The following is a 22288-nucleotide window of genomic DNA, read 5'->3' on the forward strand; positions in this document are numbered from 1 at the left end:
CCATCGCCGCCGGAGAAACATGATGACGACGTCCTCCCTGGCCTCGGGGGACAACGCGGCCCCGGTAGCGCCGGTCCCCTCGGCCGAGCGGCGGGTGATCACGCCCGCGGAACTGCCCGGGCAGGCCGCCAAGCTACTCGACGCCGGGTTCCGCGTCGCGCTGGCCGCCGGGCACGAAGACGACCAGCCAGGCGGGCGGTCCCGGCTGCGGGCTGTCTACCTCTTCACCGCCGCTTCACCCGACCGGCGGGTGGAGCTGCACGTGCCGCTTGACCGCGGGCGGCCGGCGGTGCCGTCACTCGCCGCGCTGTCGTTTCCGGCCGGCCGGTTCGAACGGGAGATGCACGACCTGTACGGAATCGCGCCCGCGGATCATCCGCGGCCGGCCCGGCTAGTGCGGCACTTCCACTGGCCCAAGGGCTGGCATCCCATGCTGAGCGACGCGGGCGAGCCGCCGGGCTTCGGTGAGGTGGACGGACCCTACCCGTTCCGCACCGTCGAAGGGCCTGGGGTGTATGAGATCCCGGTCGGGCCGGTGCACGCGGGGATGATCGGGCCCGGGCACTTCCGTTTCTCCGTGGTCGGGGAGACGATACTCAACCTGAAGGCCCGGCTCTGGTTCACCCACCGGGGCGTGGAGAAGCTGTTCGCCCGCCGCGCCCCGACCGCCGGTGTCGAGCTCGCCGAGCGGGTGAGCGGTGACACCGCCGTCGGGCACGCGGTGGCCTTCTGCCTGGCGGTTGAGGACGCACTCGGCATCGCGGTGCCTGGCGACGGCTATCTCATCCGGGCGCTGCTGCTTGAGCTTGAGCGGCTTTACAACCACGCCGCCGACATCGGCATGCTGTGCAACGACGTCGGGCACTCCATCTTGAACATCCATGCCGGGCGGATCAGGGAGCGGCTGCTGCGGGTCAACGACGCGGTCACCGGGCACCGGCTGCTGCGCGGCGCGGTCTTCCCCGGCGGCGCGGCCGTTCTCGCGCTGCCCGATCCGGCCGAACTGGCCGCCGTCGGCGCGGACATCGCCGAGGTCGCGGCGCTCGCGCTCGGGCACAGCGTGGTGCTCGACCGGTTCACAGGAACCGCCGTGCTGTCCGCGGAGCAGGCTGCCGGGCTCGGCACCCTCGGTTGCGTGGCGCGGGCCAGCGGCCTGCGCACCGACGCGCGGCACGACCACCCGCTGCCCGGTGTCACCGTGGCGCGGACCGCGCACAGCCGCACCGAGGGCGATGTCCTGTCCAGGTTCATCGTGCGGGTAGAGGAGGCGGCGGCTTCCGTTCGGGACATCACCGGCCTTGTCGCCAGGCTCGACGGGCGGCTCGGGACCGCGCCGGCCGGTGACCTGCCTGCCCCTGGCGGGCCGCGGTCCGGGATGGGACTCGCGGAGGGGTGGCGCGGCACGATCGCGCACCGGATCGAGGTGGACGGCGCGGGGACGCTGACGCGGGTGAAGATCGTCGACCCGTCGTTCTTCAACTGGCCGGCACTGCCCGTCGCCCTGGCGGCGACGATCGTCCCCGACTTTCCCCTGGTGAACAAGTCGTTCAACCTGTCCTACGCGGGCAACGACCTATAAACAGGCGCCGGGAGACGCAGCGGGTGGCCGGGACGCGGGCGCGCGACTTGCCCGCGTCCCCGCCACGAGGCTAGCGGGCGGCGCCTGCGGGGGGCTTGTCACGTCCGATGATGGCGGTGACCTGGTTTCCGCCGTAGACGGGCACGTCGTGGACATACCAGTTGCCAGGCATATTCGACGGGTCGCAGCTGCCGCTCGCCTGGGTGTCCGTGCCGTCGATGAGGCACTGGGCGACGGTGACGTGGTGCCGCGCGAGCAGGGGCAGTACCTCGCTGACCCGATGGCCGACGATCTGGTTCCGCAGGCCGTAGAGAGGCTCGCCTGGGGTGAAGAACGAGCCTGAGGCCGGGTACGGCTCGGACTGGATGGTCAGCATGACCTGGTCCGGCGCCCAGGGGGTGACATCGCTGACGTACCAGGCGCCGGGCATCGTGGCCGGGTCGCAGATGCCGTTGCCTTGCTGGCCAGGGCCTTCCTCGCGGCACTGGGCGACCGTGATGTGGTGCCGCGCTAGCAGGGGCAGCACCTCATTGAGCGGGTGATCGAAAATCTGGCCCGTGAGTCCGTAGAGGGGTTCGCCGCGATTGAACGCCGAGCCCGCGTACGCGTACTGCTCGCCCGGGCGGGCGGGACGGCCGATCCACATGTCGACCTCGCCCTGGAAGCCGGCCGGGACCGTGAAGCCGATCTGGCAGTCGGTGCCGCCCAGGTCGCAGGAACCTGGCGCGCTAATCGGCTTGATCTCATCGCTGTGGCCGGAGGCGGTCCGACCGAAGGAGGTCGAGCCAATGAAACCGACAAGCGATGGAGGTGTCGGGGCCAGGCGCACTGTGATGTCCAGGTGGTGGCGCGCGAGGTCGGCGTTGTACCAGCTCGTGTCGGCGTAAAGGTTCTTGATGACGACCGTGATGGTGCCGTTCTCCTTGATGAAGGACATCGCCTCGATCGCGGCGGGACTGTCAGGGTCGTCGCCGCTTCGGTAAGTCACCGTGACTAGGCAGGCCGCCAGGGCGGCGAGGACGACAGGGACCGCCGTCAGCAGCACGAGACTCCGGCGCGGGCGGACGATGACGGGCCGGCGCGCGAGCAGGCCCGCCTTGATGGCGTCGGTCCAGCGGGCGCGCCGGCCGGAGGCGGGTACCGGCGTGGCCATGATCTGGCTGGCCAGGTCGGTGAATGCGGCTGGAGAGGCGAGGCGGGCGGCATCGGCGTCGGTGACGGGCGCGGTCCGGCTCAGGTCGAGATCGGGCATGGCCGTCATCCCCTCTGATTCTGGGCGGGGTGAGTGGAAAGTCCGGCCAGGTAGATCCCTGACTCGGTGTCACCGGTGCCGGCGAGTTCGGCGGCCAGCCTTAGCCGGGCGCGGTGCAGGCGGATGCGGACCGCGTTGCGTGAGCAGCCGAGGACGGCGGCGATCTCGCCGTAGTCGAGGCCCTCCCAGGCGTTCAGTGCCAGGAGTTCCCGCTGCCTGGGCGGAAGGCGCAGCATCGCTTCTGCGAACCTCGCGGACTCGCCATCGGAGTCGGCCGGGGCGCACGAGCTGCCAAGCTCCGCATGGAGGCGGTCGGCCAGGGCGGATCTGCGGCGCTCGCCCCGGTAGTAGTTGGCGAGGAAGCGCCTGGCGGCGCCGTACAGCCACATCTTGGCGTCATGGCCCGGTGGCAGTTCGTCGAGCCGCCGCCAGGCTGCGAGGAACGTATCGGCCAGGATGTCGGCGGCGTCGTCCGGGCTGGCCGTGCGGCGCAGAGCGTAGCCGAAGATGGCCGCGTGGTGATCGGCGTAAAGCGCTTCGAAGCGGGCTTGTCGCTCGCTCATGCCATCCTGGGGCGGACTCGGCATGCGTACTCCGGTCTCGTTTGATGCTGTCGGCTGTTACCACTGACCTCATGTCCGGCAGTCGGGGAAGCATTTCAGTCCGGGTGCCGCAAGAGTAGGAGACGGGGGCCAGGGATGCGGGCGCGTCTGAGACGGCTCGCCGGGCGGCGCGCGGCGCGGCGTAGAGTGGCCTCGCCGGAAAGCGATCGTGACTGGGGGCTTGGTGTACCGGGTTTTCTACGACTCCGTGCTGCGGCATCTGCCTCCCGAGGCGGCCCATCGGGGAGCGTTCTGGCTGATCAGGGCGGCCGCGCAGGTGCCGGGTGCGGCCTGGGCCGGGCGGCGGGCGCTCGGGTCGCGCGATCCCGTGCTGCGGGTGCGGGCGCTCGGGCTTGACTTTCCCGGGCCGCTCGGGCTCGCCGCGGGGTTCGACAAGGACGGCGAGGGCGTACTCGGGCTCGCCGCGCTCGGCTTCTCGTTCGTCGAGGTCGGCACGGTCACCGCGCGGCCGCAGCCGGGCAATCCGCGGCCGCGGATGTTCCGCTTTCCCGACGAACGCGCCCTGGTCAACCGGATGGGTTTCAACAACCACGGCGCGGCCGCGCTGGCGGCCCGGCTGCGCGCGCTGCGCGCCCAGCCGGGCGCCAAGCCAGTCATCGGGGTGAACATCGGCAAGAGCAAGGCCGTGCCCGAGGAGGAGGCGGTCGCCGACTACAAGGCGAGCGCCCGCGTTGTCGCCGACGTTGCCGACTACGTGGTGGTCAACGTCAGCTCGCCGAACACCCCTGGGCTGCGCAACCTGCAGGCCGTCGGCAAGCTGCGGCCCATCATGACCGCGGTCCGCGACGCGCTCGACGAGGCGTCGCCGCGGCGCCGGGTGCCGCTGCTCGTCAAGATCGCACCCGACCTGGCCGACGAGGACATCGACGCGGTCGCGGACATGGCGCTTGAGCTTGGCCTCGACGGCATCATCGCGACCAACACCACCATCTCCCGTGACGGCCTCGCCGACAGCGCCGCCGTGGCGGACGCGGGACCGGGCGGCCTGTCCGGCGCACCGCTCAAGCAGCGGTCGCTCGCGGTCCTTGCCCGGCTGCACGACAGGACGGGCAAGCGGCTCGTGCTCATCGCGGCCGGCGGCATCGAGACCGCCGCGGACGCCGAGGCACGGCTCGCGGCAGGCGCGACCCTCCTGCAGGCCTACACCGCGTTCATCTACCAGGGACCGTTCTGGCCGCACCGGGTGCAGCGCGACCTGGCGGCCCGGCTCCGCTCGGGGAAAATGCACTAGCGTCAAGTGGCACACGGTAATTGAGATGAGTCAGGCAGAGCCGTCATGGAACAATTCGGGCATGTCAGAAATTAGTTCGAGGAACCTGTCCGCGGTCGCCGTCTACTGCGGATCGAACATGGGGAACGAGCCGGCGTACGCGGCGGGCGCGGCCACGCTCGGCGGGGTAATGGCGGAGCGGGGCATCAGGCTCGTCTACGGCGGCGGCGAGGTCGGGCTGATGGGCGTGCTTGCCGACGCCGTCACCGGCAACGGGGGTCGCGCATTCGGCGTCATCACGCGGGCACTTGAGGCCAAGGAGGTCGCCCACCGCGGCATCGCCGAGCTGCAGGTGGTGGCGACCATGCACGAGCGCAAGGCGGTGATGGCCGACGCCGCGGACGCGTTCATCATGCTGCCAGGCGGCTTCGGCACCTTCGACGAGTTCTTCGAGGTGCTCACCTGGACGCAGCTCGGCATCCACGCCAAGCCCTGCGGCATCCTCGACGTGGGCGGCTATTTCGACCCGCTGCGCGCCATGCTCGACGGCGCGGTGGCCGCCGGCTTCGTACGCCAGGCGCACCTGGACATGATCATCGTGGACGACGATCCCGGCAGGCTGCTCGACCGCCTCGCCGCCTGGACGCCGGTCACCGTGGGCAAGTGGCTGGACCGCGCCGACCGCTGACCGGGCACCACGGAAACCCGTGATCTCAGCACAACGGCTTCCCTGACCCATGTGTCCGCTGGGACAACCGCCCGTTTCCGCACACTCGCGCATATTGCCTCTCCGGTCGACGCGTATCAGGCTCTTACTTGTGTCAGAGCAGACAGTTTCCCGACCGGACAGCATCCCGGCTCCCGAGCCGGACCTGACCCCGGAGACGATCGTTGCCCGCGCCAGGGCGCTGATCCCCGAGATCCGCGCGCAGGCCGACGAGGCGGAGCGCATCGGCAAGCACGTGCCGGAACTCGACAGGAAGTTCACCGAGGCGGGCTTCTACCGGATACTGCAGCCCAAGCGGTTCGGCGGCTACGCGTTCGGCATGGACACCTTCTGGAAGGTGATCATGGCGGTCGCCGAGGGCGACGCGGGTACCGCCTGGGGGCTCTGCCTCGGCGCGCACCACGCGCCTGGTGTCGGCTGCTGGTTCCCCGAGGAGGGGCAGATCGAGCTGTTCGGCGCGACGGGTGACTTCAAGTGCCCGCACCGCGCCGCGCCGATGGGCACCTCGACGCCGGTTGACGGCGGCTACATTGTCAACGGGACGTGGGACTACTGCTCTGGTGTCGGGTACGCCACCCACTTCATGTGCAACACGATGGTGCCGGGGCGGGAGTCCGAGGGCCCGCTGACTATCTGCACCCCGATCGAGAACGTCACCGTGCTGCCCGACTGGGGCAACGGCAACATCATCGGGATGAACTCCTCCGGGTCCAACTCGGTGCGGGTGGAGAACGTGTTCGTGCCCGAGTACTGCACCTGCTCGGGCAACTGGACGCACAACACCGACCGGGCCGCGCCCGGCATGTACCTGCACGACGACCCGCTGTTCTGCGGCCGGATCTACGCCATGTACCACGCCGGCCTGGTCATCCCGGTGATCGGCGCGGCCAAGGGCGCGCTGCACGAGTACGAGCAGATCCTGCTCACCAAGAAGACGTACTTCCCGCCGATCGTGCCCAGGTACACGGTCGAGGAGTACCAGCGGCACTACGGGCAGGCCAGATCGCTCATCGACTGCGCCGAGGCGATCATCAACCAGTGCGGCCAGCAGTACATGGAACTCGCCGAGCGCTGGCACCGGACCGGCGAGCCGTTCACCCGCGAGGATGACGCCGAGATGTACTCGATGATCCAGGTCGCCTCCCGGATGGCCATCGACGCGACGAACGAGCTGTTTGGCGCGGCCTCCTCGTCGGCCGCCAAACGGGGTGCCGCGATGCAGCGCCACTTCCGCGATGCCGCCATCTACCTGGGACACATTTCCGCGCGGCACGACGTCGTGGCGACCGAGGTGGCCAGGATGCATTTCGGACTGCCCGACAGCCTGTTCTAGGCCGACAGCCTCTTTTAGGAGAACTCGATGACACGACGCGCGACACCGCCGTTCCGCGCCGACCATGTCGGGTCGCTGCTGCGCCCGCCCGCCCTGCTCGCCGCGCGCGACGACTACGCGGCGGGGAAGATCGATGCCGCCGCGCTCGCCGCCGTCGAGGACGACGCGATCAGGGATGCGGTCCGGCTGCAGGAGGACGCCGGGCTGCAGTCCGCGACCGACGGGGAGTTCCGCCGTGAGCAGTGGCACTCAGACTTCCTGTACTCGATCTGCGGGATCGAGAAGGGCGCGCTCGGGCCCGCGCTGCCCGTCTATAAGAAGGACGAGACGATCGAGTGGGCGCCGAACGCCACGCTCATCACCGGGAAGCTGCACATCGACAAGACGATCTTCGGTGAGCATTTCACGTTCCTGAAGAACAGGGTCAGGACCGCCGTGCCGAAGATCACCATCCCCTCCCCCAGCATGGCGCACTTCCGTGCCGACCCGCCGGCCGCGGTGTACGGGAGCGTCGAGGAGTTCCGGTCCGATGTCGCAGCCGTCTACGCCGCCGAGGTCGCCGGGCTTTACGAGCTCGGCTGCCGGTACCTCCAGTACGACGACACGATCTTCGCGTTCCTCAACGACCCGGCGTGGCGGGCCAACATGGCCGGCCTCGTGGACACCGAGCACCAGCACGAGATCAACGTCGCGGTGATCAACGAGTCGCTGAAGGACAAGCCGGATGACATGGCGGTCACCGTGCACATGTGCCGCGGCAACTACCGCTCGGCGTGGTTCTCCTCCGGCGGCTACGACTACGTCGCCGAGGAGGTATTCGGCGGGCTGCGGGTGGACGGGCTGTTCCTCGAGTACGACGACGAGCGGTCCGGGTCGTTCGAGCCGCTGCGCTTCGTGCCCGAGGGCCAGATCGTGGTGCTCGGGGTGATGACCACCAAGACGCCAGAACTTGAGTCCAAGGACACGCTCAAGCGGCGCGTCGAGGAGGCGGCCAAGTACGTGGACATCGACCGGCTGTGCATCTCCGGGCAGTGCGGGTTCGCGTCCACGGTGGAGGGCAACGCGCTCACCATCGACGAGGAGCGGGCCAAGCTCGACCTGCTGGTCGAGACCGCGAGCGAGATCTGGGGATAGGGGACATGCAACCGCTGGTCATATCCGACCAGGGACATTTCTTCACCGGCGTGCAGACGGTGCGCACCTCGGCCGGCACGAGTGTTTACGGAACCCATGTGCAGTACCAGGTGCCCGAACCCGTTCGGGATCGGCTTGTGCTTGTGCACGGGGGCGGGGGTCAGGCGCTCGACATGCTCACCACCGCGGACGGGCGGCCCGGGTGGTCGACTCTCTTCTTGCGCGACGGGTTCGCGGTGTACACGGTGGACCGGCCGGGGCTCGGGCGCTCGCCGTACCATCCGGACATCTTCGGCCCGTACGCGCCGCCCGCGTCGTTCGAAGGCTTCGTGGCGTCGTTCGCGGCGCCGTCGCGGCCCGGGCTGCCGCCGCACACGCAGTGGCCGGGCAGCGGCGACGCGTCCGATCCCGCCCTGGCGACGTTCCTCGCCTGGCAGGAGCCGTTTCCGCCGGACGCGGTGCGGGCGCACGAGGACATGCGGACGGGCGCGGCCGGGCTGCTTGACCGTATCGGGCCGTCAGTGCTGCTCACCCACTCCTTCGGTGGCGGGTTCGGCTGGCTGGCGCTGTCCGAGCGGCCCGCGCTCGTCAAGGCGATTGTCGCGGTGGAGCCGGCCGGACCGCCGTTCGTCGAGCATCCGGCGCTCGGCTCGTTCAGCCACGGGCTGACGCCGGTGCCGGTCGCGTTCGGCCCGTCAGCCGGCGACCGAAAGCTGGACGGCGTGCCCATCGCGGTCGTGTCCGCGGAGTGCTCCGGTTTCGAGCCGTCGTGCCATCTCACCGCGGAGTACCTGCGCTCCTGCGGCGCGGCCGTGGACGAGATCAGGCTCGGCGAGCTCGGCATCCACGGCAACGGGCACGCGATGATGCTCGAGCTGAACAACGCCGAGGTCGCCGCGGCAATCACCGACTGGATCGACAAGCACACGTGAGGATGGTCGCTGTTCCATGGGCAAGCTGATGTCGGCGGCCGAGGCCGTCGCGGACATCGAGGACGGCGCGAGCGTCGGCATCGCCGGATTCGGCCTGTCGCACCGGTATCCGTCGACGCTGATCTCGGCGCTCGGCGAGAAGGGCTCGCGGGGGCTGACCGTGTACTGCAACGGTCTTGGCCAGCCCGGGTTCCCCACCGGGCACCTGCTCGCCGACAACCATCAGATCGGGCACCTGGTCACCTGCTTCTCCGCCCGCCCCGGCGTGGTGTCCGAGGCGGAAAAGCAGATCCTGGCCGGCGAGATGACGCTGGAGATGGTGCCGCAGGGGACGCTGGTGGAACGGATGCGAGCGGGCGGCGCCGGGCTGGCCGCCGTCTACACGCCGACCGGGTACGGGTCCGAGATCGCCGACGGCAAGGACATCCGCTACTTCGACGGGCGCCCGTACGTGCTCGAGCGGGCCATCACCACGGACTTCGCCCTGATCAGGGCGGCGAAGGCGGATCACTTCGGCAACGTGTCGTTCCGCGGCGGGTCGCAGAACTTCAACGTGTCGTTCGCCAAGGCGGCGCGGGTGACGATCGTCGAGGCCGAGGAGATCGTCCCCGCCGGCCAGATCCCGCCGCACGAGGTGGACCTGCCGGGAGTGTTCGTGACCCGGGTGGTGCCGATTACCGTGGCGATGGACATCAGGAACCTGCCGCAGCGGGCCAACAGGCCGGCCACGTCGGCCAGGCAGTACCTCGGCAAGCCCGCGCTGACCCGGGCCGAGATCGGGCGGCGGGCCGCCGCGCTGCTGCCGGACGACGCGGTGGTGAATCTCGGCGCGGGACTCCCGGTCCAGGTCGCTAACTGGGTTACCGAACGGCCGGTGGTGCTTCATGCGGAGAACGGGCTGCTCAATTACGGCGGGTTCGCCTCGGACGATGACTTCGACCCCGACCTGCACGACGCGGGCGGCGTGTTCATCACGACCCGGCCTGGCACCTCGTTCTTCGACTCGGTGACGTCGTTCGAGATCGCGCGCGGCGGGCGGCTGTACGCGGTCATCCTCGGGTCTTACCAGGTCGGCGGCAACGGTGACCTGGCGAACTGGGCCGCGCCGGGGATGACAGGCGGCGGCATCGGCGGCGCCATGGACCTCGCCGCGGGGGCGCGGCACGTGTTCGTGACGCTCGAGCACACCGACTCGCGCGGCGGGCCGAAGCTGGTGGAACGGTGCGACCTGCCGCTGACCATGCCGAACTGCGTGGACGCGATCATCACCGACCTCGCGCTGCTGCGGCGGGCGTCGCGGTCGGTGCCGCGGTTCACCCTTGAGGAGATCGCGGCCGGGTTCACCGTCGATGAGGTGCTGTCGCTCACCGGGATGGCGGTGGACGTGGCCGAGCAGGTCGGCGTCATGCAGGAGAACTGGATCTAGTCTCCTGAAGCCGCCCGGCTACGCTTGGTGTCATGACGACTCCGCCGGGGCTGGCCGCGAAGGCGCTCTGCGCCGCTGCCGACGAGGCATTGATCGAGGGGTCGTTTCGCACCGGGGATTTCGCGGAGGCGGAACGGCTGTTCACCGACGCGCGGGAGCTCGCCGCGCGCGACGGTGACGGCGAATGCGCGGCGCTCGCGGTCACCGGGCTCGGCATCACCGCACACAGCCGCAACATCAACCTGCTGGCCGACGGCGGAAAGCTGTCCGACGATGAGATCGCCGGCGAGGAGTCGCTGATGCGCGACGCGCTCGCCGCGTGGGAGAAGACCGGAAACGCGGCAGGCACCGCGCGGGCGCTGTGGGGCCTGAGCCTGGTGTTCCAGGTGCTGCGCCATGACTGGAACGGCGGGATGACTTACCTGTGGCCGGCGTTCGGGCTCGCCGACGCGGTCGAGGAGAGCGGCGACCTGTACGGTGCGTCGGAGATCCACCGGCACGTCGGCTTCTACTACCTGTACCGGGATCTGCGCCCCGCGGAGGCCGTCCGGCGGCTCGGGCAGTCACTTGCGCTGCGGGAGCGCATCGGCGACCTGCGCCGGGTGCCGAGCGCGCTCGTCGCGCTCGGCCACGCGGAGCTCGCCGCGGGCGACGCGCGGCGCGCGGCGGCGTGCGCGTACCGTGCGGTCGAGCTCGCCCGGGCGGGTGGCCTGCTTGAGTGGCGCCTGCGGTCCGCGGAGGAGATCCTCGCCAAGGCGGACGCGGCGGTCCGCGCGGGCGGGGCGTCAGGCGCTAGCTGAACCCGGTGCCGCGGCGGCCGCTGCCGCAGGCGGGCCTGCGGTGGCTCCCGCCGGAACAGCTACGGAACGCGGCGCTGCGGCGCGGAGGGTTGCCTCGATGACGGGCCAGGGCAGGCCGGGCGGCAGCATGACGGTGACAATGTCGGCGGCGCGTTCCCATTCGCTGAGCTGGTCGCTGACCTGCTCGGCGGTGCCGTAGGCGGCTAGCTGGCCGAGGACGGGCTCGGCGGCGGGCGGGACGGTCCCCCGGCGCGGGCTCGGGCGCGGGTTGGCCGCGATGATCTCCTTGACCTCGGCCGCGTAGCCCTGGCGGGAGACCGAACTGGCGTAGACGTCGCCCATGGCGGTCAGGTACCAGGCGACGCATGTCGCGGCGAGGTCGCGGGCCGATGCCGTGTCTTCGGCCACGACGGTCAGCGGGCCGACCGCGACCGTGAGCGGGCTCGCGTCCGGCGCGGCGGCCTGGCGCAGCTGGCGAAGCTTTTCCGTCAGGCCGGCCATGCTGTCCCTTGGCACAAAGGCGGGGATCCAGGCGTCGCCAAGCTCGGCGGTCACCCGGAGCGAGCGCTCGCCAAGCGCGGCGATCCAGATCGGCAGCTCGGGGGCGGGCGGCTGGCCAAGGCGCAGCGGGTACGCGCCGGCTGCCCGGGTGAGCCTGGCCGGCTCGCCTGCCAGCAGCGCGCGGACCTTGGTGACGACATCGCGGAGCTTGGCGGCCGGGTGCTCGAACGGGACGTCGTGGAAGCCTTCCGCCAGCGCCCGGGTGCTCGCACCCAGGCCGAGTATGTACCGGCCCTCGCTGATCTGCTGCAGGGTGGCGGCCGTCATCGCCAGGGTCGCCGGGGTGCGGCCCCAGACAGAAAGGACGCCGGAGGCGACGCGGATCGTGGTGGTGCGCAGCGCTATCTCGGTCAGCACCGGGGCCGAGTCGAGGCCCCAGCCCTCGGGGACGGCGAAGACCTCGTAGCCCAGTTCGTCGGCGAGGACGGCGGTGCGGACGATGACGTCGCGGCGGGTTTCCATCGGCGTCAGGCCGACGCCGCGCCGGGCGGTCACGACGCTCCTTCGGCGGCCGGCGCGGTGGTCGCGCGCGGAATGGTGAGCCACACGGTGCGCGCGGCCGCGAGTACCGCGCCGTCCGGCGCGAGCAGCGCGGAGCCGGCGGTGAGCTTGCGGCCGTCACGGGCTTGCGGCCAGGCGATCACCCGGCACTCGTCGCCCGCCGCGGGCAGTGCCGCGGACTGTGCCGCCGATGGTGCCGCCAGGGTGGCGGTCATGCGGCCGAGCACGATGGCGGTGTCAGCGGACAGCCCGGCGGCCTCGGCGGCGGCGATGCCGCTCGGGCAGTCGAGTGCCGCCCAGACCATTTCCCGGCGGACCGTTCCGCCGTCGTCCGTCACCGACTTGTCCGGTGTCCACGGCGCCGCCCACAGCGGCCTGCCGTATACCTGTCCGGGGAAGATGCGCAGCCCGTCGCCCGGCTCGCGGTCCGTGCCGCATACGAAACAGCAGGGGAACACCGGGTCGGCGTAATAGGCGGCGCGGCCGACCGCTGTGTGCGCCTGCTGCGCCGATACCCGTTCCGGCACCTCAAGGGGCGGGCCCTCCGCGGCCTGCGCCGCCTCGGCGATCAGCGCGCCGTCGTGCGTGACGCGCAGCGCGCCGTCGCCGTCATGTGCCACGGCCATGTGCGCGTCGAGCGGCGGCGGCTTGCGCAGCGTGACCGTCACTGGGCCGTCCAGGTAGGCGGCGACGCGTCCGCTGACATAGCCGCCGTTGCCGCTGCCCGGCGGGCCGCAGAAGCGCGGCGCGATGAGCAGGGCGGGGTCCGCTTGCTTCGCTGAATTTGCCATGTCTCGACGCTATGACCCCACGGCCAGGGGCCGCCATCGGGTAAATCACCGCCGCTTCGGCCTGCCCGCAGGCCGCCGCGGCTAGCTCTGGCCGGGAACGTCGGGTGAACTACCTAGCCGACTTCGGCCCAAGCCGGTGCTCGGTTACCCAGGCGGCGATCTGGGCGCGAGAGCGGACCTGGAGCTTGCGGCGGATGTTCTCCATGTGCGCCTCGGCGGTGCGCGGTGCGACGGACAGGCGGCTCGCGATCGCCTGGTTGGTGAGACCCTCGGCGACTAGTTCGGCCACCTCTAGCTCGCGGGCGGTCAGCTGGGGGGCCTGGTCCGGCTGTTCGGTGAGGAAGCCGAGGGTTGCGTCGAGCACCGACAGCCAGTCGCCGTGATAGAACAGGTGACTCGCACCGGGCAGCGGGATCAGCGTCGCACCGGGGATCAGCGCGGCGGCCTCGCGGCCTAGCTCGAACCTGGTGCCACGGTCCGCCTCGCGGTGCAGCACCGCCGTCGGCGCCTCGATCGCCGGGAGCAGCTCCCTGATGTCGGTGTCGTAGTACACCTCGAGCAGCCGGGCGGCCACCTCGGCCGAGGCGCTCGCCTGCTGGAACCTGGCGAGCCCGGCTATCTCCTCATCGGTGGGGTCGCTGACGAAGGCCCCGGCGAGCGCCTTCCAGCCGAGGCCGCCGTGGGCCCGCACCAGCGCCACGATCGAGTCCCTGACCTGGGCTGGCGCCAGGTCATGGCCGCTCGCGCACATGCCGTAGAGCACCTGCGCCTGGACCCGCTCCGGGTGCCGCGCCGCGATCGCGGCCGCGACCTGGGCGCCCTGCGAGGCTCCGAACAGGCGGAGCCGGTCGGCGCCCACCGCGTCGGCGACGGCCAGCGCGGCGGCCGTCTGGGCGTCGAACGACAGGTCGATGCCGTCCCCGCCAGCCCGGGGGGACGACCCCCCGGAACCCCCCGGCCTGCCAGCCCGGGGGGACGACCCCCCGGAACCTCCCGATATGTCGGACAGGCCGCACCCGGGCTTGTCGTAGCGGATCACGGTGAAGTGCTCGGCCAGCCTGTCGATGAAGGCGCCGTAGGACAGCAGCTCGAGCTGCGCGCGCAGGTGGGTGATCCAGCCGGAATCGCACAGCAGCGGCGGGCCGGTGCCGGTCGTCGAGTAGGCGACGCGGCCCGCCTGGGTGGTGCAGTACCGGATCCTCGGGGTCACGCGTCTAGGCTGGCATTCCCCGGGCGGGCAGTAAAGGAGCGGGGTGGGCGGAGCTACGAACCCGTTCGGGATGAGGTTGAGGGTTTGGGGTTCACTTGGCGAGGCCGAGGAGGCGGGCGGCGTTGGCCTTGAAGATGCCCGGCTTTACCTCGTCGCGGATGGCGGTCTTCTCCAGGTCGGACATCCAGCGTTCCGGCGTCAGGACAGGGAAGTCGGTGCCGAACAGCATCTTGTCCTTGAGCAGGGTGTTCGCGTACTGGACGAGGATCGGCGCGAAGTACTTCGGCGACCAGCCGGACAGGTCGATGTAGACAAGGGGCTTATGGGTGGCGACGCTCAGCGCCTCCTCCTGCCACGGGAAGCTCGGGTGGGCGAGGATGATCGGCATGTCAGGGAAATCGACGGCCACGTCGTCCAGGTGCATCGGGTTGGAGTAGGCAAGCCTGATGCCGCCGCCGCCCCTGGTGCCCGCGCCCGCGCCGGTCTGGCCGGTGTGGAACAGGGCGGGCAGGCCCGCCTCCTGGATCACCTCGTAGACCGGGTAGGCCAGCCGGTCGTTGGGCATGAAGGCCTGGCTACTCGGGTGGAACTTGAAGCCCTTGGCGCCCGCCTCGATCTGGCTCTTGGCCAGCTTGACCGCCTCGGCGCCGCGGTTCGGGTCGACCGAGCCGAACGGGATGAGGATGTCGGCGTGCTGGTCGCGGGCCCGTTCGATGATCTCCATCGGGGTCGCGCGTGAGGGGTCCTCCGGCGCTTCCCGCTGGTCGATCGTGAACGTCACCGCCGCCATGTTCCGGTCGCGGTAGTAGGCGGCCAGGTCATCAACGGTGAACGAGGCCGCCGCCGTTTTGAAGTACGCGGCCATGGCGGCAAGGTGCTCGTTGTCCTCTGGCTTGGCCTGCGGCGCGTTAACCGACTTGTGCACGTGAGTGTGTACGTCGATCGCGACCAGACTGTCGATGTCCATGGCGTGATTATCCTGGTGCCGTTTGGGCTCGTCACGCAGTGATCGCCCAGTTTCTGAGACCATTAACTTGTGGGGAAACTGAGCGACTGGACATCGGACAGGCGTCTGGTTCGCGCGTTTCGTCCCGTTGCTGGTTTTGCTGGCCTCGATCCCGTTGAGTGGCCGGCCACCGTGCCCGCCGCGGCACAGCTGTTGCGGGAGGGGCTGGAACTGCCCGGCGGGATCACGGTGCTTGTCGGCGAGAACGGGTCCGGGAAGTCCACGGTCGTGGAGATACTCGCCGAGGCGTACGGGCTCAACCCGCAGGGCGGGTCGGTGCTGGCGCCGACGGTCCGGGTGCGGGACAGCGAGCCGCACGCCGGGCAGCGGCTCTATACCGAGCTCGGCTTCGGCGGGCGGTCCGCGTGGGCGTACTTCCTGCGCGCGGACACCATGCACTCGCTTTATACCTACCTGGAGCAGAATCCGGGGAAGTCGCGCGATCGCTTCCACGAGCTCAGCCACGGGCAGGGGTTCCTCGAGATCCTGCGCACCCGGGTCAACCAGCGCGGGTTCTACCTGATGGACGAGCCGGACGCGCCGCTTTCCTTCGTCTCCTGCCTGAGCCTGGTCGCGCTGCTGCACGACCTGGCGGAGGCCGACTCACAGGTGGTGGTTGCCACGCACTCCCCCATCGTCGCCGCGGTGCCCGGGGCGACGATCTTCGAGCTTGGGGAGTGGGGGATCCGGCCTGCCCGCTGGGAGGAGCTCGAGGTGGTGCAGTCGTGGCGGACGTTCCTCGGCAACCCCGAGCGGTTCCTGCACTACCTGTTCACCGACGATGCCGAGTGATTGTGATCATGAATGCTGGGCCTACGTGGCGGCGGCTAGGCGGGCGGCGCCGGCGGGGGTTAGCCAGGTGGTGGGGGCCGGGGTTAGCGGGAGGGCGAGGGTTTCCTCGAGGAGAGTGCGCCAGGCTCGGTGGGTTGTGCCGGCGCCGCCGAGTATTGCCTGGGCTGGGTGGTGGCCCGCGTCGCGCAGGTCGTCTAGGCGCTGCCTGAGCAGGGTCGCCACGCCGTCCAGGGCGGCGCGCATCAGGTCTTCCCTGTCATGGGCGAGGTTGAGGCCGGTCCAGGCGGCGGTGGCTCCGTGCTGCCAGCGCTCGGGGGTTAGGCAGGGGTCGAAGACGGGTGCGGCCCGGCGGCTCGGGCGGGCCGCGGTGTCGTAGAGCTCGTCCCAGGTGGCGCCGAAGAGGTTGCGGACCCAGTTGAGGGTGACGCCGACGTTCTGCACCGGGGCCGCGCGGTAGCAGGCGTCGCCTACCGCGCGGAACAGGTTGGTGGTGTCCGCGGGGCGGAGGTCTGGATTCGTTTCGTTGACTGCCCACTGGGCGCCGCTGCCCAGGGTGAGCATGGCCTGGCCTTCGCTGAGGCGGGCGGCGTGCAATGCCGCCGCCGTGCCGGCCGCGCCGACTGTTACCGGAATGCCCTGCGGTAGGCCGAGGTCCGCGGCGGGGCCGGACAGCAGCGGGCCGGCGACGGCGGTCGACGGCAGGACCGGCGGGAGCAGTTCCCTTGGCAGGCCGAGGAGCTTGACGAGGTCGACTGCCCAGTCGTCGCGGTCCAGGTCGAACAGCAGGGTGCCCGATGCGTCGGTGGGGTCGGTCGCGACGCGGCCGGTCAGCCGCAGGCGCAGCCAGTCCTTTGGCTGCAGCGCCCACCAGGAGGCGCGCAGCGTGTGCGGTTCATGGGCGGCCAGCCAGCACAGCATTGGTCCGGCCATGCCGGGCGACGGGCGGTTGCCGAGGACGGCGGTGTAGTCACACGGCAGGTCCGCGTAGCCCGCCGCCTCAGCCGCGGCGCGCTGGTCGAGCCAGAGGATCGCCGGGCGCAGCGCGGCGCCGCGGTCGTCCACCAGGACCACGCCGTGCATCTGGCCGGCGACGGCGAGGCCGGTGACGGTAACGCGGCCCGCATCGGCGGCGGCTTCGGCGAGCGCCGCGTGCACGGCGGTCCGAGTGGCCGCCCACCAGTCCTCCGGCTCGGTCTCCGCCCGGCCGGCGGCGGGCACCCGCACCTGGTAGGCGGCAGCCGCACGGCCGAGAACGCGGCCGTCCCCGCAGGCCGCTAGGACCTTGACGCCGCTGGTCCCGAGGTCGATCCCGAGAACCGCCGCCTGTGGGTGACCGTGCACGTACCCATTGTGCACAGGCGGGTCATCTTACGTAAAGTGACTTGACTGTCGCAATTCGTAAGAATACGGTATGTAGGGAAACGGTTGCAGAAATGCTAAACCGCTTCCCGTGGAGGGGATCATGGGAAACACATGGGGATGACCGGAGTCAGCCGGTAGTTACTTATTCTTCGCCCGCAGCGTGGCGAGGGATTCGGTCCAGCGCTGCAGTTCGTCGAGCATCGCGACCGCGGAGGCGTCGATCAGCTCGGTCGACTTGAAGCGCTTGTCCTCATCCAGGTGCTGGAAGACGAACGGGATGTTCACCGCCTCGGGCACCGGCATGACCTTCAGCGCGGTCAGCACCTGCTTGAGCATCTGCGTGGCGCGGGTGCCCGCCGAGACGCCACCGTAGCTGACGATGCCGGCCGCCTTGTGGTGCCACTCGTGGTACAGGTAGTCGATCGCGTTCTTCAGCGCCGCGTTGAAGCCGTGGTTGTACTCGGGCGTGACGAAGATGAACGCGTCGGAAGCGCCGGCAAGCGCGGACCAGTCCTTGGTGTGCTGGTTGACGTACTGGCGCAGCCGCGGGTGGTTGGGCTCGTCGTACAGCGGCAGGTTCAGCTCGGCCAGGTCGGTCACCTGGACGTCGAAGCCGCCGTGTTCCCTGGCGCGCTCGGCGATCCAGGTCGCCACTGACGGGCCGATGCGGCCTGGCCTGGTGGAGCCGATGACGATACGCAGCACGGGCTTAGCCAACGCGTTTCCTCCGTTAATGAAGACGAGTAACGGGATGTCATGCTACATGACGCGTCAGCTAGATTCGTTATTCCCCGAAGCCGTGGGGGGTACGGGGGTCATCCCCCGGGCAGACAGAGCACCGGCTTGATCGTTTCGCCCGAAAGCGAGTCCGCGATCGCCTGGTTGACCTCGGCGAACGGGTAGTTCTTGACGAGGCGGTCGACGGGGAACCTGCCCTTGGCGTGCAGGTCGAGAAGCCTCGGTATGAACACCGTCGGGTTGATGTGCCCGCCCATCGTGCCGCGCAGCTGGCGGCCCTTCAGCAGCAGCTCGCCTGGCGACAGGGTGACCGGCGCGCCGATGCTGGTGATCACCGAGGCGGTGCCGTGCGTGGCCAGCGACTGGACCGCGGCGAGGATCACCAACGGGTTGCCGGTGGTGTCCAGGGCCACGTCGGCGCCCCGGCCGGTCAGCTTGACCACCGCGGTGGCCACGTCGGCAAGGTCCTGGCCGCTGGTGTCGATGGCGGCGGTCGCGCCGAGCTCGGCGGCGAGGGCGAGCCGGTGACCCACCCGGTCAAGCGCGACGATCTCCGCCGCGCCGGACGCCTTGGCGGCCATCACCGCGGCGAGGCCGACCGCGCCGGTGCCCCAGATGGCCACCCTGCTCGCGGTGTGCACCGGCATCGCGTTCAGGATCGCGCCCGCGCCGGTCTGCACGCCGCAGGTGAAGCCGGCTAGGTAGTGCAGTGGGGCACCCTCCTGGACCGGGACGATGTTCCGCTCGGTGACCAGCGAATGCGTGGCGAAGCTCGACTGGCCGAAGAACGAGGCGCGCACCGGCTTGCCGTCCTGGTGAGCACGGGGCGAGCCGTCGGGGCGGGTGCCGATGAACGTGACGGGGACGACCTGGTCGCAGTACGGCGTGCCGCCGAGCACGCACTGCTCGCACTTGCCGCAGTAGTCCGGGGTGAACAGCACCCGGTCCCCCGGCTTGACCTTGGCGACGTTCCTGCCAGTCCGCTCCACCAGGCCGGCGCCCTCGTGGCCGAGGATGATCGGGAACACCACGGGCAGCCGGCCGAGCCTGGCGTTGTCGTCGGTGTGGCAGACGCCCACGGCCTCGACCTTGACCAGGATCTCGTCATCGCGCGGCTCGTCGAGGTCGAACTCCTCGATGGACAGCGTGGCGCCAGCCTCCCAGGCGACGGCGGCCTGGATCTTCATGCGGGTCCCCTTTGGCTGGTATGAGTACCGTTGGGCCGGCTACTGCCGGGCTTTTGCCGGCCGGTACTCGCATGGCCGGTTTTCAGATCAGTCCCTGTATCGCTGCGCGGCGCCGTACCGGGGTGAAAAATGGCGGTGGTACCGCCCGTGACGCCGTTTTCTCTCTGGCCTGGCTGAGGCCGCGGATCAGTCTGGTGCTGGGAGCCGGTCACCCTAGGGGCTGTTCACTGTCGCTTCGAGCACGCGGGTCAGATTCTTCCGCACGCCCCCGGTTCCCCGGGCGGTGCCGCTGACGCAGGCTAGCGCAGATAGCGGAGGACGCGTGGAAGAGGTGACCGGCGAGCCGCTCTACCGCGACCGGGTATGCGGCATCGACATCGGCAAGGCCCAGATGGCGGCGACGATCCGGGTGCCGTCGGACCGGGATCCGTCCCGGCGGGCCGCCGAGACCCGCATGTTCGGCACCACGAAGCGGGAGGTGCTGGCGCTGGCGGACTGGCTGCGCTGCTGGCAGGTCCCCGCCGTGGTGATGGAGGCAACGGGTGACTACTGGAAGCCGATCTTCTACCGGCTGGAGGCCGAGGGCCTCGAATGCGTGCTCGCCGACCCGAAACAGGTCAGGAACCTGCCCGGGCGGCCCAAGCGGGACCCGTCGGACTCGGCCTGGCTGGCCGCCTGCTTCGAGCGCGGCACCGTCACCTCCTGTTTCGTGGCCACCCCGGAGTTCCGCATCATCCGGGAGCACACCCGCTACCGCCGCGACCTGACCGAGGACCGGACCCGGGAGAAGAACCGCGCCGAGAAGCTGCTGGAATCGGCCGCGGTCAAGCTGTCCTCGGTTCTCACCGACCTGCACGGGGTCACCGGCCGGGACATCATGGACCAGCTGATCGCCGGCCAGCGCGACCCTAAGGCCCTTGCCCAGCTGGCCCGCGCCCGCGCCCGCCGCAAGATCGGCGAGCTGGAGCAGGCCCTGGAAGGCGCGGAGTTCCTCACCCCCGAGCTCGCCGCCTTGCTGAGGGTCATGCTGGAGCGCATCGACCGGATCAACGAGGAGATCGCCCGACTGTCGCAGGTGATCGAGCGGCTGCTGGCCCCGTATGAGGAGCAGCTCCAGCAGGCCGAGTCGATGCCCGGCTGGGGCAGGCGCGCCGCCCAGGACGCCATCGCCGAGACCGGCGTCGACATGAGCAGGTTCCCCACCCCCGGCCACCTGGCCTCCTGGGCCGGCCGCACCCCGCTGGAGCACCAGTCCGGCAAGCGCGCCGGCCCCGCCCGGCGCAAGCACGGCAACCGCTACCTCGGCGCCATCACCGGTGAGACCGCCGTCGCGGCCGGCAAGACCGACACCCGCGAGGGCGCCCGGCACCGGCGCCTGGCCCGCAGGCGCGGCAAGGCCAAAGCCTGCGTCGCCACCGGCAACACCCAGATGCGCGTCTACCACGCCCTGCTGTCCAGGCCCGGCAGCCGCTACCAGGACCTCGGCCCGGACTACTACGAACGCCAGCGCGACACCGCCCGCCAGGTCAGCCACCACGTCGGCAAGCTCGCCAGCCTCGGCTACGAGGTCACCCTCTGCAAACGCCCCGAACCAGACGAGACCGGCCCCAGCCAGCCCGCCTAGCCAGCAGCACCCCCGAAGCCGACGGCACGAACCGCCGCCGGCTGCTGCCGCCTGCCCGCTAACTCTCCATTTTTCGGGTCAGCGGGCCGGTGGGGGCGGTGATCTTGGCGCAGTCGTCGCCCACCCAGGGCACGTCCTCGCCCATCCACTTGTGGATGCGCATGGATTTGAACAGCCACTCGCCGGACGCCTTGGTGAGCACGTTGTCCCAGTTGGCGAGGCCGAAGACGAAGTTGCGCTTGTAGTCCACCTGGTACTGCACGAGCGTGGAGTACGCCTTGACGTGCATCTCCTGCTCGCTGAGCGGCGTGAGGATGAAGTGGCAGGCCAGGTGCTGACGGCCGATGAACCAGCCGGGCTTGTCGTACCACAGGTGGCTGAGCAGGATCTTGATCTGCTCGTGGCCGTGGAAGATGCCCTGCGGCTGGTGCTCGAAGCTCGCGTCCTCGGTGAAGCAACTCAGCACCTGCGCCTCGTCGCCGGTGTTCAGGCCCCAGGCGTAGTAGGCGAAAAGCTCCTGGATCTCCAGGCGGTCCTCGACGGGGATCTTGGGACGGGGCATGACGCGGTCTCCCTCTGGCTGGCGCTGGCGGTCTTGTGCGGTGCTATGCGGTGACGCGGTTGACGAAGCGGGCGAGGGCCGCGCCGAGCGCGGCGTCGTCCACGCCGACCGAGCCGATCCCGGAGATGTGGTTGTGCCCGGGTACCCAGACCAGGTTGGGCGTGACCTGGTGGGCGGCGAACCAGGCAGCGGCCAGCCGGGCGGCCTGTGTCTGGAAGAACAGCGGGTCGCGTTCCGCAACGCTGAACAGCAGCGGGATGTCCGCGCCGACCAGGCCGTCGAGCGTCGCGACATCCTGCGCCGGGGTGTCGCCGTAGTAGGCGCGCTCGAGATCGCTGCGCTCGTCGAGTGCCACCTGGTAGAAGCCGGACAGGATGGCCGCGCCGCGCACGCCGTCGAGCGAGCCGCCGCCCTGGCCGGTGACGTAGGAGGCGACGTGCACCGCGCCCGCCGAGTTGCCCGCGACCACGATCCGGTCCGGGTCACCGCCGTAATCCGCGATGCTGTCCCTGACCCAGGCGATGGCGTTGGCCACGTCCTGCGCGCCCGACGGCCAGGTGTGCTCCGGGGCGAGCCGGTAGGTGATCGTCACGCCGGCCCAGCCGTTGCGGACGGCCAAGGCGCCGAGGAAGTCGTAGGCCGGGCTGCCTGGCACGTGCTTGTCGCCGCCGATGAAGCCGCCGCCGTGCACGAAGACGAAGACCGGCGCGTTCGCCGCCTCGCCTGAGGTGTGCACGTCAAGGCGGTGCCGTTCGTGGTCGCCGTAGCGCAGGTCGCGGGCGATCTTCGGCGCGGTGTAGCCGTTCTTCTCGTGGAACGGCCGCAGGATTGCCCAGCTCGACGCCACCAGTTCCGGGGTGATCTCCGGGTCCAACGCGGTGAGCTGTGCGATCACGTCCGGCGGTAGCTGCTCGGTCACGGTGCCTCGATTTCGTCTC

The 22288-nt window shown here is 70.4% G+C and carries 21 protein-coding genes; 10 read left to right on the plus strand and 11 right to left on the minus strand.

Annotated features, from left to right (window positions below; translation table 11 throughout):
- Window positions 1-19: 19 nt before the first annotated feature.
- Entirely contained in the window at window positions 20-1579 is a 1560-nt protein-coding gene (locus EAS64_RS33275; protein ID WP_246115979.1) for a hydrogenase large subunit, read from the plus strand.
- A gap of 70 nt (window positions 1580-1649) precedes the next feature.
- Here EAS64_RS33275 and EAS64_RS33280 read toward each other — a convergent pair whose 3' ends face one another.
- Window positions 1650-2831 carry a hypothetical protein gene (locus tag EAS64_RS33280; RefSeq protein ID WP_145859503.1) on the minus strand — a complete coding sequence of 394 codons (1182 nt, stop codon included), beginning with the start codon at window positions 2829-2831 and terminating at the stop codon, window positions 1650-1652.
- 5 nt (window positions 2832-2836) lie between these two features.
- Entirely contained in the window at window positions 2837-3394 is a 558-nt protein-coding gene (locus EAS64_RS33285) for an RNA polymerase sigma factor (RefSeq protein ID WP_145859505.1), read from the minus strand.
- A 220-nt stretch (window positions 3395-3614) separates the two neighbouring features.
- Between EAS64_RS33285 and EAS64_RS33290 the strand changes: the two genes are divergently transcribed.
- From EAS64_RS33290 to EAS64_RS33320, 7 genes are all read left to right on the plus strand, one after another.
- Entirely contained in the window at window positions 3615-4685 is a 1071-nt protein-coding gene (locus tag EAS64_RS33290) for a quinone-dependent dihydroorotate dehydrogenase (RefSeq protein ID WP_145860002.1), read from the plus strand.
- A 61-nt stretch (window positions 4686-4746) separates the two neighbouring features.
- Window positions 4747-5352: an LOG family protein gene (locus EAS64_RS33295; RefSeq protein WP_222849796.1), complete on the plus strand. Its 606-nt coding sequence runs from the start codon at window positions 4747-4749 to the stop codon at window positions 5350-5352.
- Window positions 5353-5482: 130 nt separating this feature from the next.
- Complete coding sequence (locus EAS64_RS33300) at window positions 5483-6724, plus strand: acyl-CoA dehydrogenase family protein (protein ID WP_187366353.1); 1242 nt, start codon at window positions 5483-5485, stop codon at window positions 6722-6724.
- A 27-nt stretch (window positions 6725-6751) separates the two neighbouring features.
- A complete protein-coding gene (locus tag EAS64_RS33305; protein WP_145859508.1) occupies window positions 6752-7858 on the plus strand; it encodes a 5-methyltetrahydropteroyltriglutamate--homocysteine S-methyltransferase in 1107 nt (368 codons plus the stop codon).
- A gap of 5 nt (window positions 7859-7863) precedes the next feature.
- Window positions 7864-8790: an alpha/beta fold hydrolase gene (locus EAS64_RS33310; protein WP_145859510.1), complete on the plus strand. Its 927-nt coding sequence runs from the start codon at window positions 7864-7866 to the stop codon at window positions 8788-8790.
- Window positions 8791-8806: 16 nt separating this feature from the next.
- A complete protein-coding gene (locus EAS64_RS33315) occupies window positions 8807-10216 on the plus strand; it encodes a 3-oxoacid CoA-transferase (RefSeq protein ID WP_145859511.1) in 1410 nt (469 codons plus the stop codon).
- Window positions 10217-10248: 32 nt separating this feature from the next.
- On the plus strand, window positions 10249-11016 hold the full coding sequence (locus EAS64_RS33320) for a tetratricopeptide repeat protein (RefSeq protein WP_145859513.1): 768 nt from the start codon (window positions 10249-10251) through the stop codon (window positions 11014-11016).
- Here the strand turns inward: EAS64_RS33320 and EAS64_RS33325 are convergent.
- The 4 genes from EAS64_RS33325 to EAS64_RS33340 form a co-directional block, all read right to left on the minus strand.
- Window positions 11002-12072 (minus strand): LLM class flavin-dependent oxidoreductase, encoded by a 1071-nt coding sequence (locus EAS64_RS33325; RefSeq protein ID WP_145859516.1) that lies wholly within the window; start codon window positions 12070-12072, stop codon window positions 11002-11004. The two genes, EAS64_RS33320 and EAS64_RS33325, sit on opposite strands and share 15 nt — an antisense overlap.
- The gene (locus EAS64_RS33330) at window positions 12069-12869 is read right to left on the minus strand and encodes a hypothetical protein (RefSeq protein WP_145859518.1); all 801 of its coding nucleotides are present in this window, start codon (window positions 12867-12869) and stop codon (window positions 12069-12071) included. The genes EAS64_RS33325 and EAS64_RS33330 overlap by 4 nt, the downstream gene beginning before the upstream one ends.
- A 109-nt stretch (window positions 12870-12978) precedes the next feature.
- Entirely contained in the window at window positions 12979-14079 is a 1101-nt protein-coding gene (locus EAS64_RS46370) for an alpha/beta fold hydrolase (protein ID WP_145859520.1), read from the minus strand.
- 91 nt (window positions 14080-14170) lie between these two features.
- Window positions 14171-15046, minus strand: coding sequence for an amidohydrolase family protein (locus tag EAS64_RS33340; protein WP_145859521.1), 876 nt, complete (start codon window positions 15044-15046; stop codon window positions 14171-14173).
- A 171-nt stretch (window positions 15047-15217) separates the two neighbouring features.
- Here EAS64_RS33340 and EAS64_RS33345 point away from each other — a divergent pair, with 171 nt between their 5' ends.
- Window positions 15218-15877 (plus strand): AAA family ATPase, encoded by a 660-nt coding sequence (locus tag EAS64_RS33345; RefSeq protein ID WP_222849797.1) that lies wholly within the window; start codon window positions 15218-15220, stop codon window positions 15875-15877.
- A gap of 21 nt (window positions 15878-15898) precedes the next feature.
- Here EAS64_RS33345 and EAS64_RS33350 read toward each other — a convergent pair whose 3' ends face one another.
- The 3 genes from EAS64_RS33350 to EAS64_RS33360 all read right to left on the minus strand — a co-directional run bounded on the left by EAS64_RS33350 (window position 15899) and on the right by EAS64_RS33360 (window position 19164).
- Window positions 15899-17218, minus strand: coding sequence for an FGGY family carbohydrate kinase (locus EAS64_RS33350; RefSeq protein WP_187366354.1), 1320 nt, complete (start codon window positions 17216-17218; stop codon window positions 15899-15901).
- A gap of 159 nt (window positions 17219-17377) precedes the next feature.
- Window positions 17378-17956 carry an NADPH-dependent FMN reductase gene (locus EAS64_RS33355; RefSeq protein ID WP_145859526.1) on the minus strand — a complete coding sequence of 193 codons (579 nt, stop codon included), beginning with the start codon at window positions 17954-17956 and terminating at the stop codon, window positions 17378-17380.
- 98 nt (window positions 17957-18054) lie between these two features.
- Window positions 18055-19164 carry an NAD(P)-dependent alcohol dehydrogenase gene (locus tag EAS64_RS33360; RefSeq protein ID WP_145859528.1) on the minus strand — a complete coding sequence of 370 codons (1110 nt, stop codon included), beginning with the start codon at window positions 19162-19164 and terminating at the stop codon, window positions 18055-18057.
- Window positions 19165-19486: 322 nt separating this feature from the next.
- Between EAS64_RS33360 and EAS64_RS33365 the strand changes: the two genes are divergently transcribed.
- A complete protein-coding gene (locus EAS64_RS33365; RefSeq protein ID WP_145859530.1) occupies window positions 19487-20788 on the plus strand; it encodes an IS110 family RNA-guided transposase in 1302 nt (433 codons plus the stop codon).
- 58 nt (window positions 20789-20846) lie between these two features.
- On the opposite strand, the gene EAS64_RS44045 is transcribed toward EAS64_RS33365, so the two are convergent.
- Together EAS64_RS44045 and EAS64_RS33375 are read right to left on the minus strand one after the other, a co-directional pair.
- Window positions 20847-21350, minus strand: a complete 504-nt coding sequence (locus tag EAS64_RS44045; protein WP_187366355.1) for a nuclear transport factor 2 family protein — start codon at window positions 21348-21350, stop codon at window positions 20847-20849.
- A 43-nt stretch (window positions 21351-21393) separates the two neighbouring features.
- Window positions 21394-22269, minus strand: coding sequence for an alpha/beta hydrolase (locus tag EAS64_RS33375; protein ID WP_145859533.1), 876 nt, complete (start codon window positions 22267-22269; stop codon window positions 21394-21396).
- Window positions 22270-22288 lie beyond the last annotated feature (19 nt).

The organism is Trebonia kvetii (genome assembly GCF_007827045.1).
Classification (GTDB): Bacteria; Actinomycetota; Actinomycetes; order Streptosporangiales; family Streptosporangiaceae; genus Trebonia; species Trebonia kvetii.

Bases quoted from the DNA above. Each gene is read 5' to 3' on its own strand.
- EAS64_RS33280 (WP_145859503.1), bottom strand. From the start codon at position 2,831: ATGCCCGATCTCGACCTGAGCCGGACCGCGCCCGTCACCGACGCCGAT.
- EAS64_RS33285 (WP_145859505.1), bottom strand. From the start codon at position 3,394: ATGAGCGAGCGACAAGCCCGCTTCGAAGCGCTTTACGCCGATCACCAC.
- EAS64_RS33360 (WP_145859528.1), bottom strand. From the start codon at position 19,164: ATGAAGATCCAGGCCGCCGTCGCCTGGGAGGCTGGCGCCACGCTGTCC.
- EAS64_RS44045 (WP_187366355.1), bottom strand. From the start codon at position 21,350: ATGCCCCGTCCCAAGATCCCCGTCGAGGACCGCCTGGAGATCCAGGAG.
- EAS64_RS33315 (WP_145859511.1), top strand. From the start codon at position 8,807: ATGGGCAAGCTGATGTCGGCGGCCGAGGCCGTCGCGGACATCGAGGAC.
- EAS64_RS33275 (WP_246115979.1), top strand. From the start codon at position 20: ATGATGACGACGTCCTCCCTGGCCTCGGGGGACAACGCGGCCCCGGTA.
- EAS64_RS33295 (WP_222849796.1), top strand. From the start codon at position 4,747: ATGTCAGAAATTAGTTCGAGGAACCTGTCCGCGGTCGCCGTCTACTGC.
- EAS64_RS33320 (WP_145859513.1), top strand. From the start codon at position 10,249: ATGACGACTCCGCCGGGGCTGGCCGCGAAGGCGCTCTGCGCCGCTGCC.
- EAS64_RS33330 (WP_145859518.1), bottom strand. From the start codon at position 12,869: ATGGCAAATTCAGCGAAGCAAGCGGACCCCGCCCTGCTCATCGCGCCG.
- EAS64_RS33340 (WP_145859521.1), bottom strand. From the start codon at position 15,046: ATGGACATCGACAGTCTGGTCGCGATCGACGTACACACTCACGTGCAC.
- EAS64_RS33305 (WP_145859508.1), top strand. From the start codon at position 6,752: ATGACACGACGCGCGACACCGCCGTTCCGCGCCGACCATGTCGGGTCG.
- EAS64_RS33310 (WP_145859510.1), top strand. From the start codon at position 7,864: ATGCAACCGCTGGTCATATCCGACCAGGGACATTTCTTCACCGGCGTG.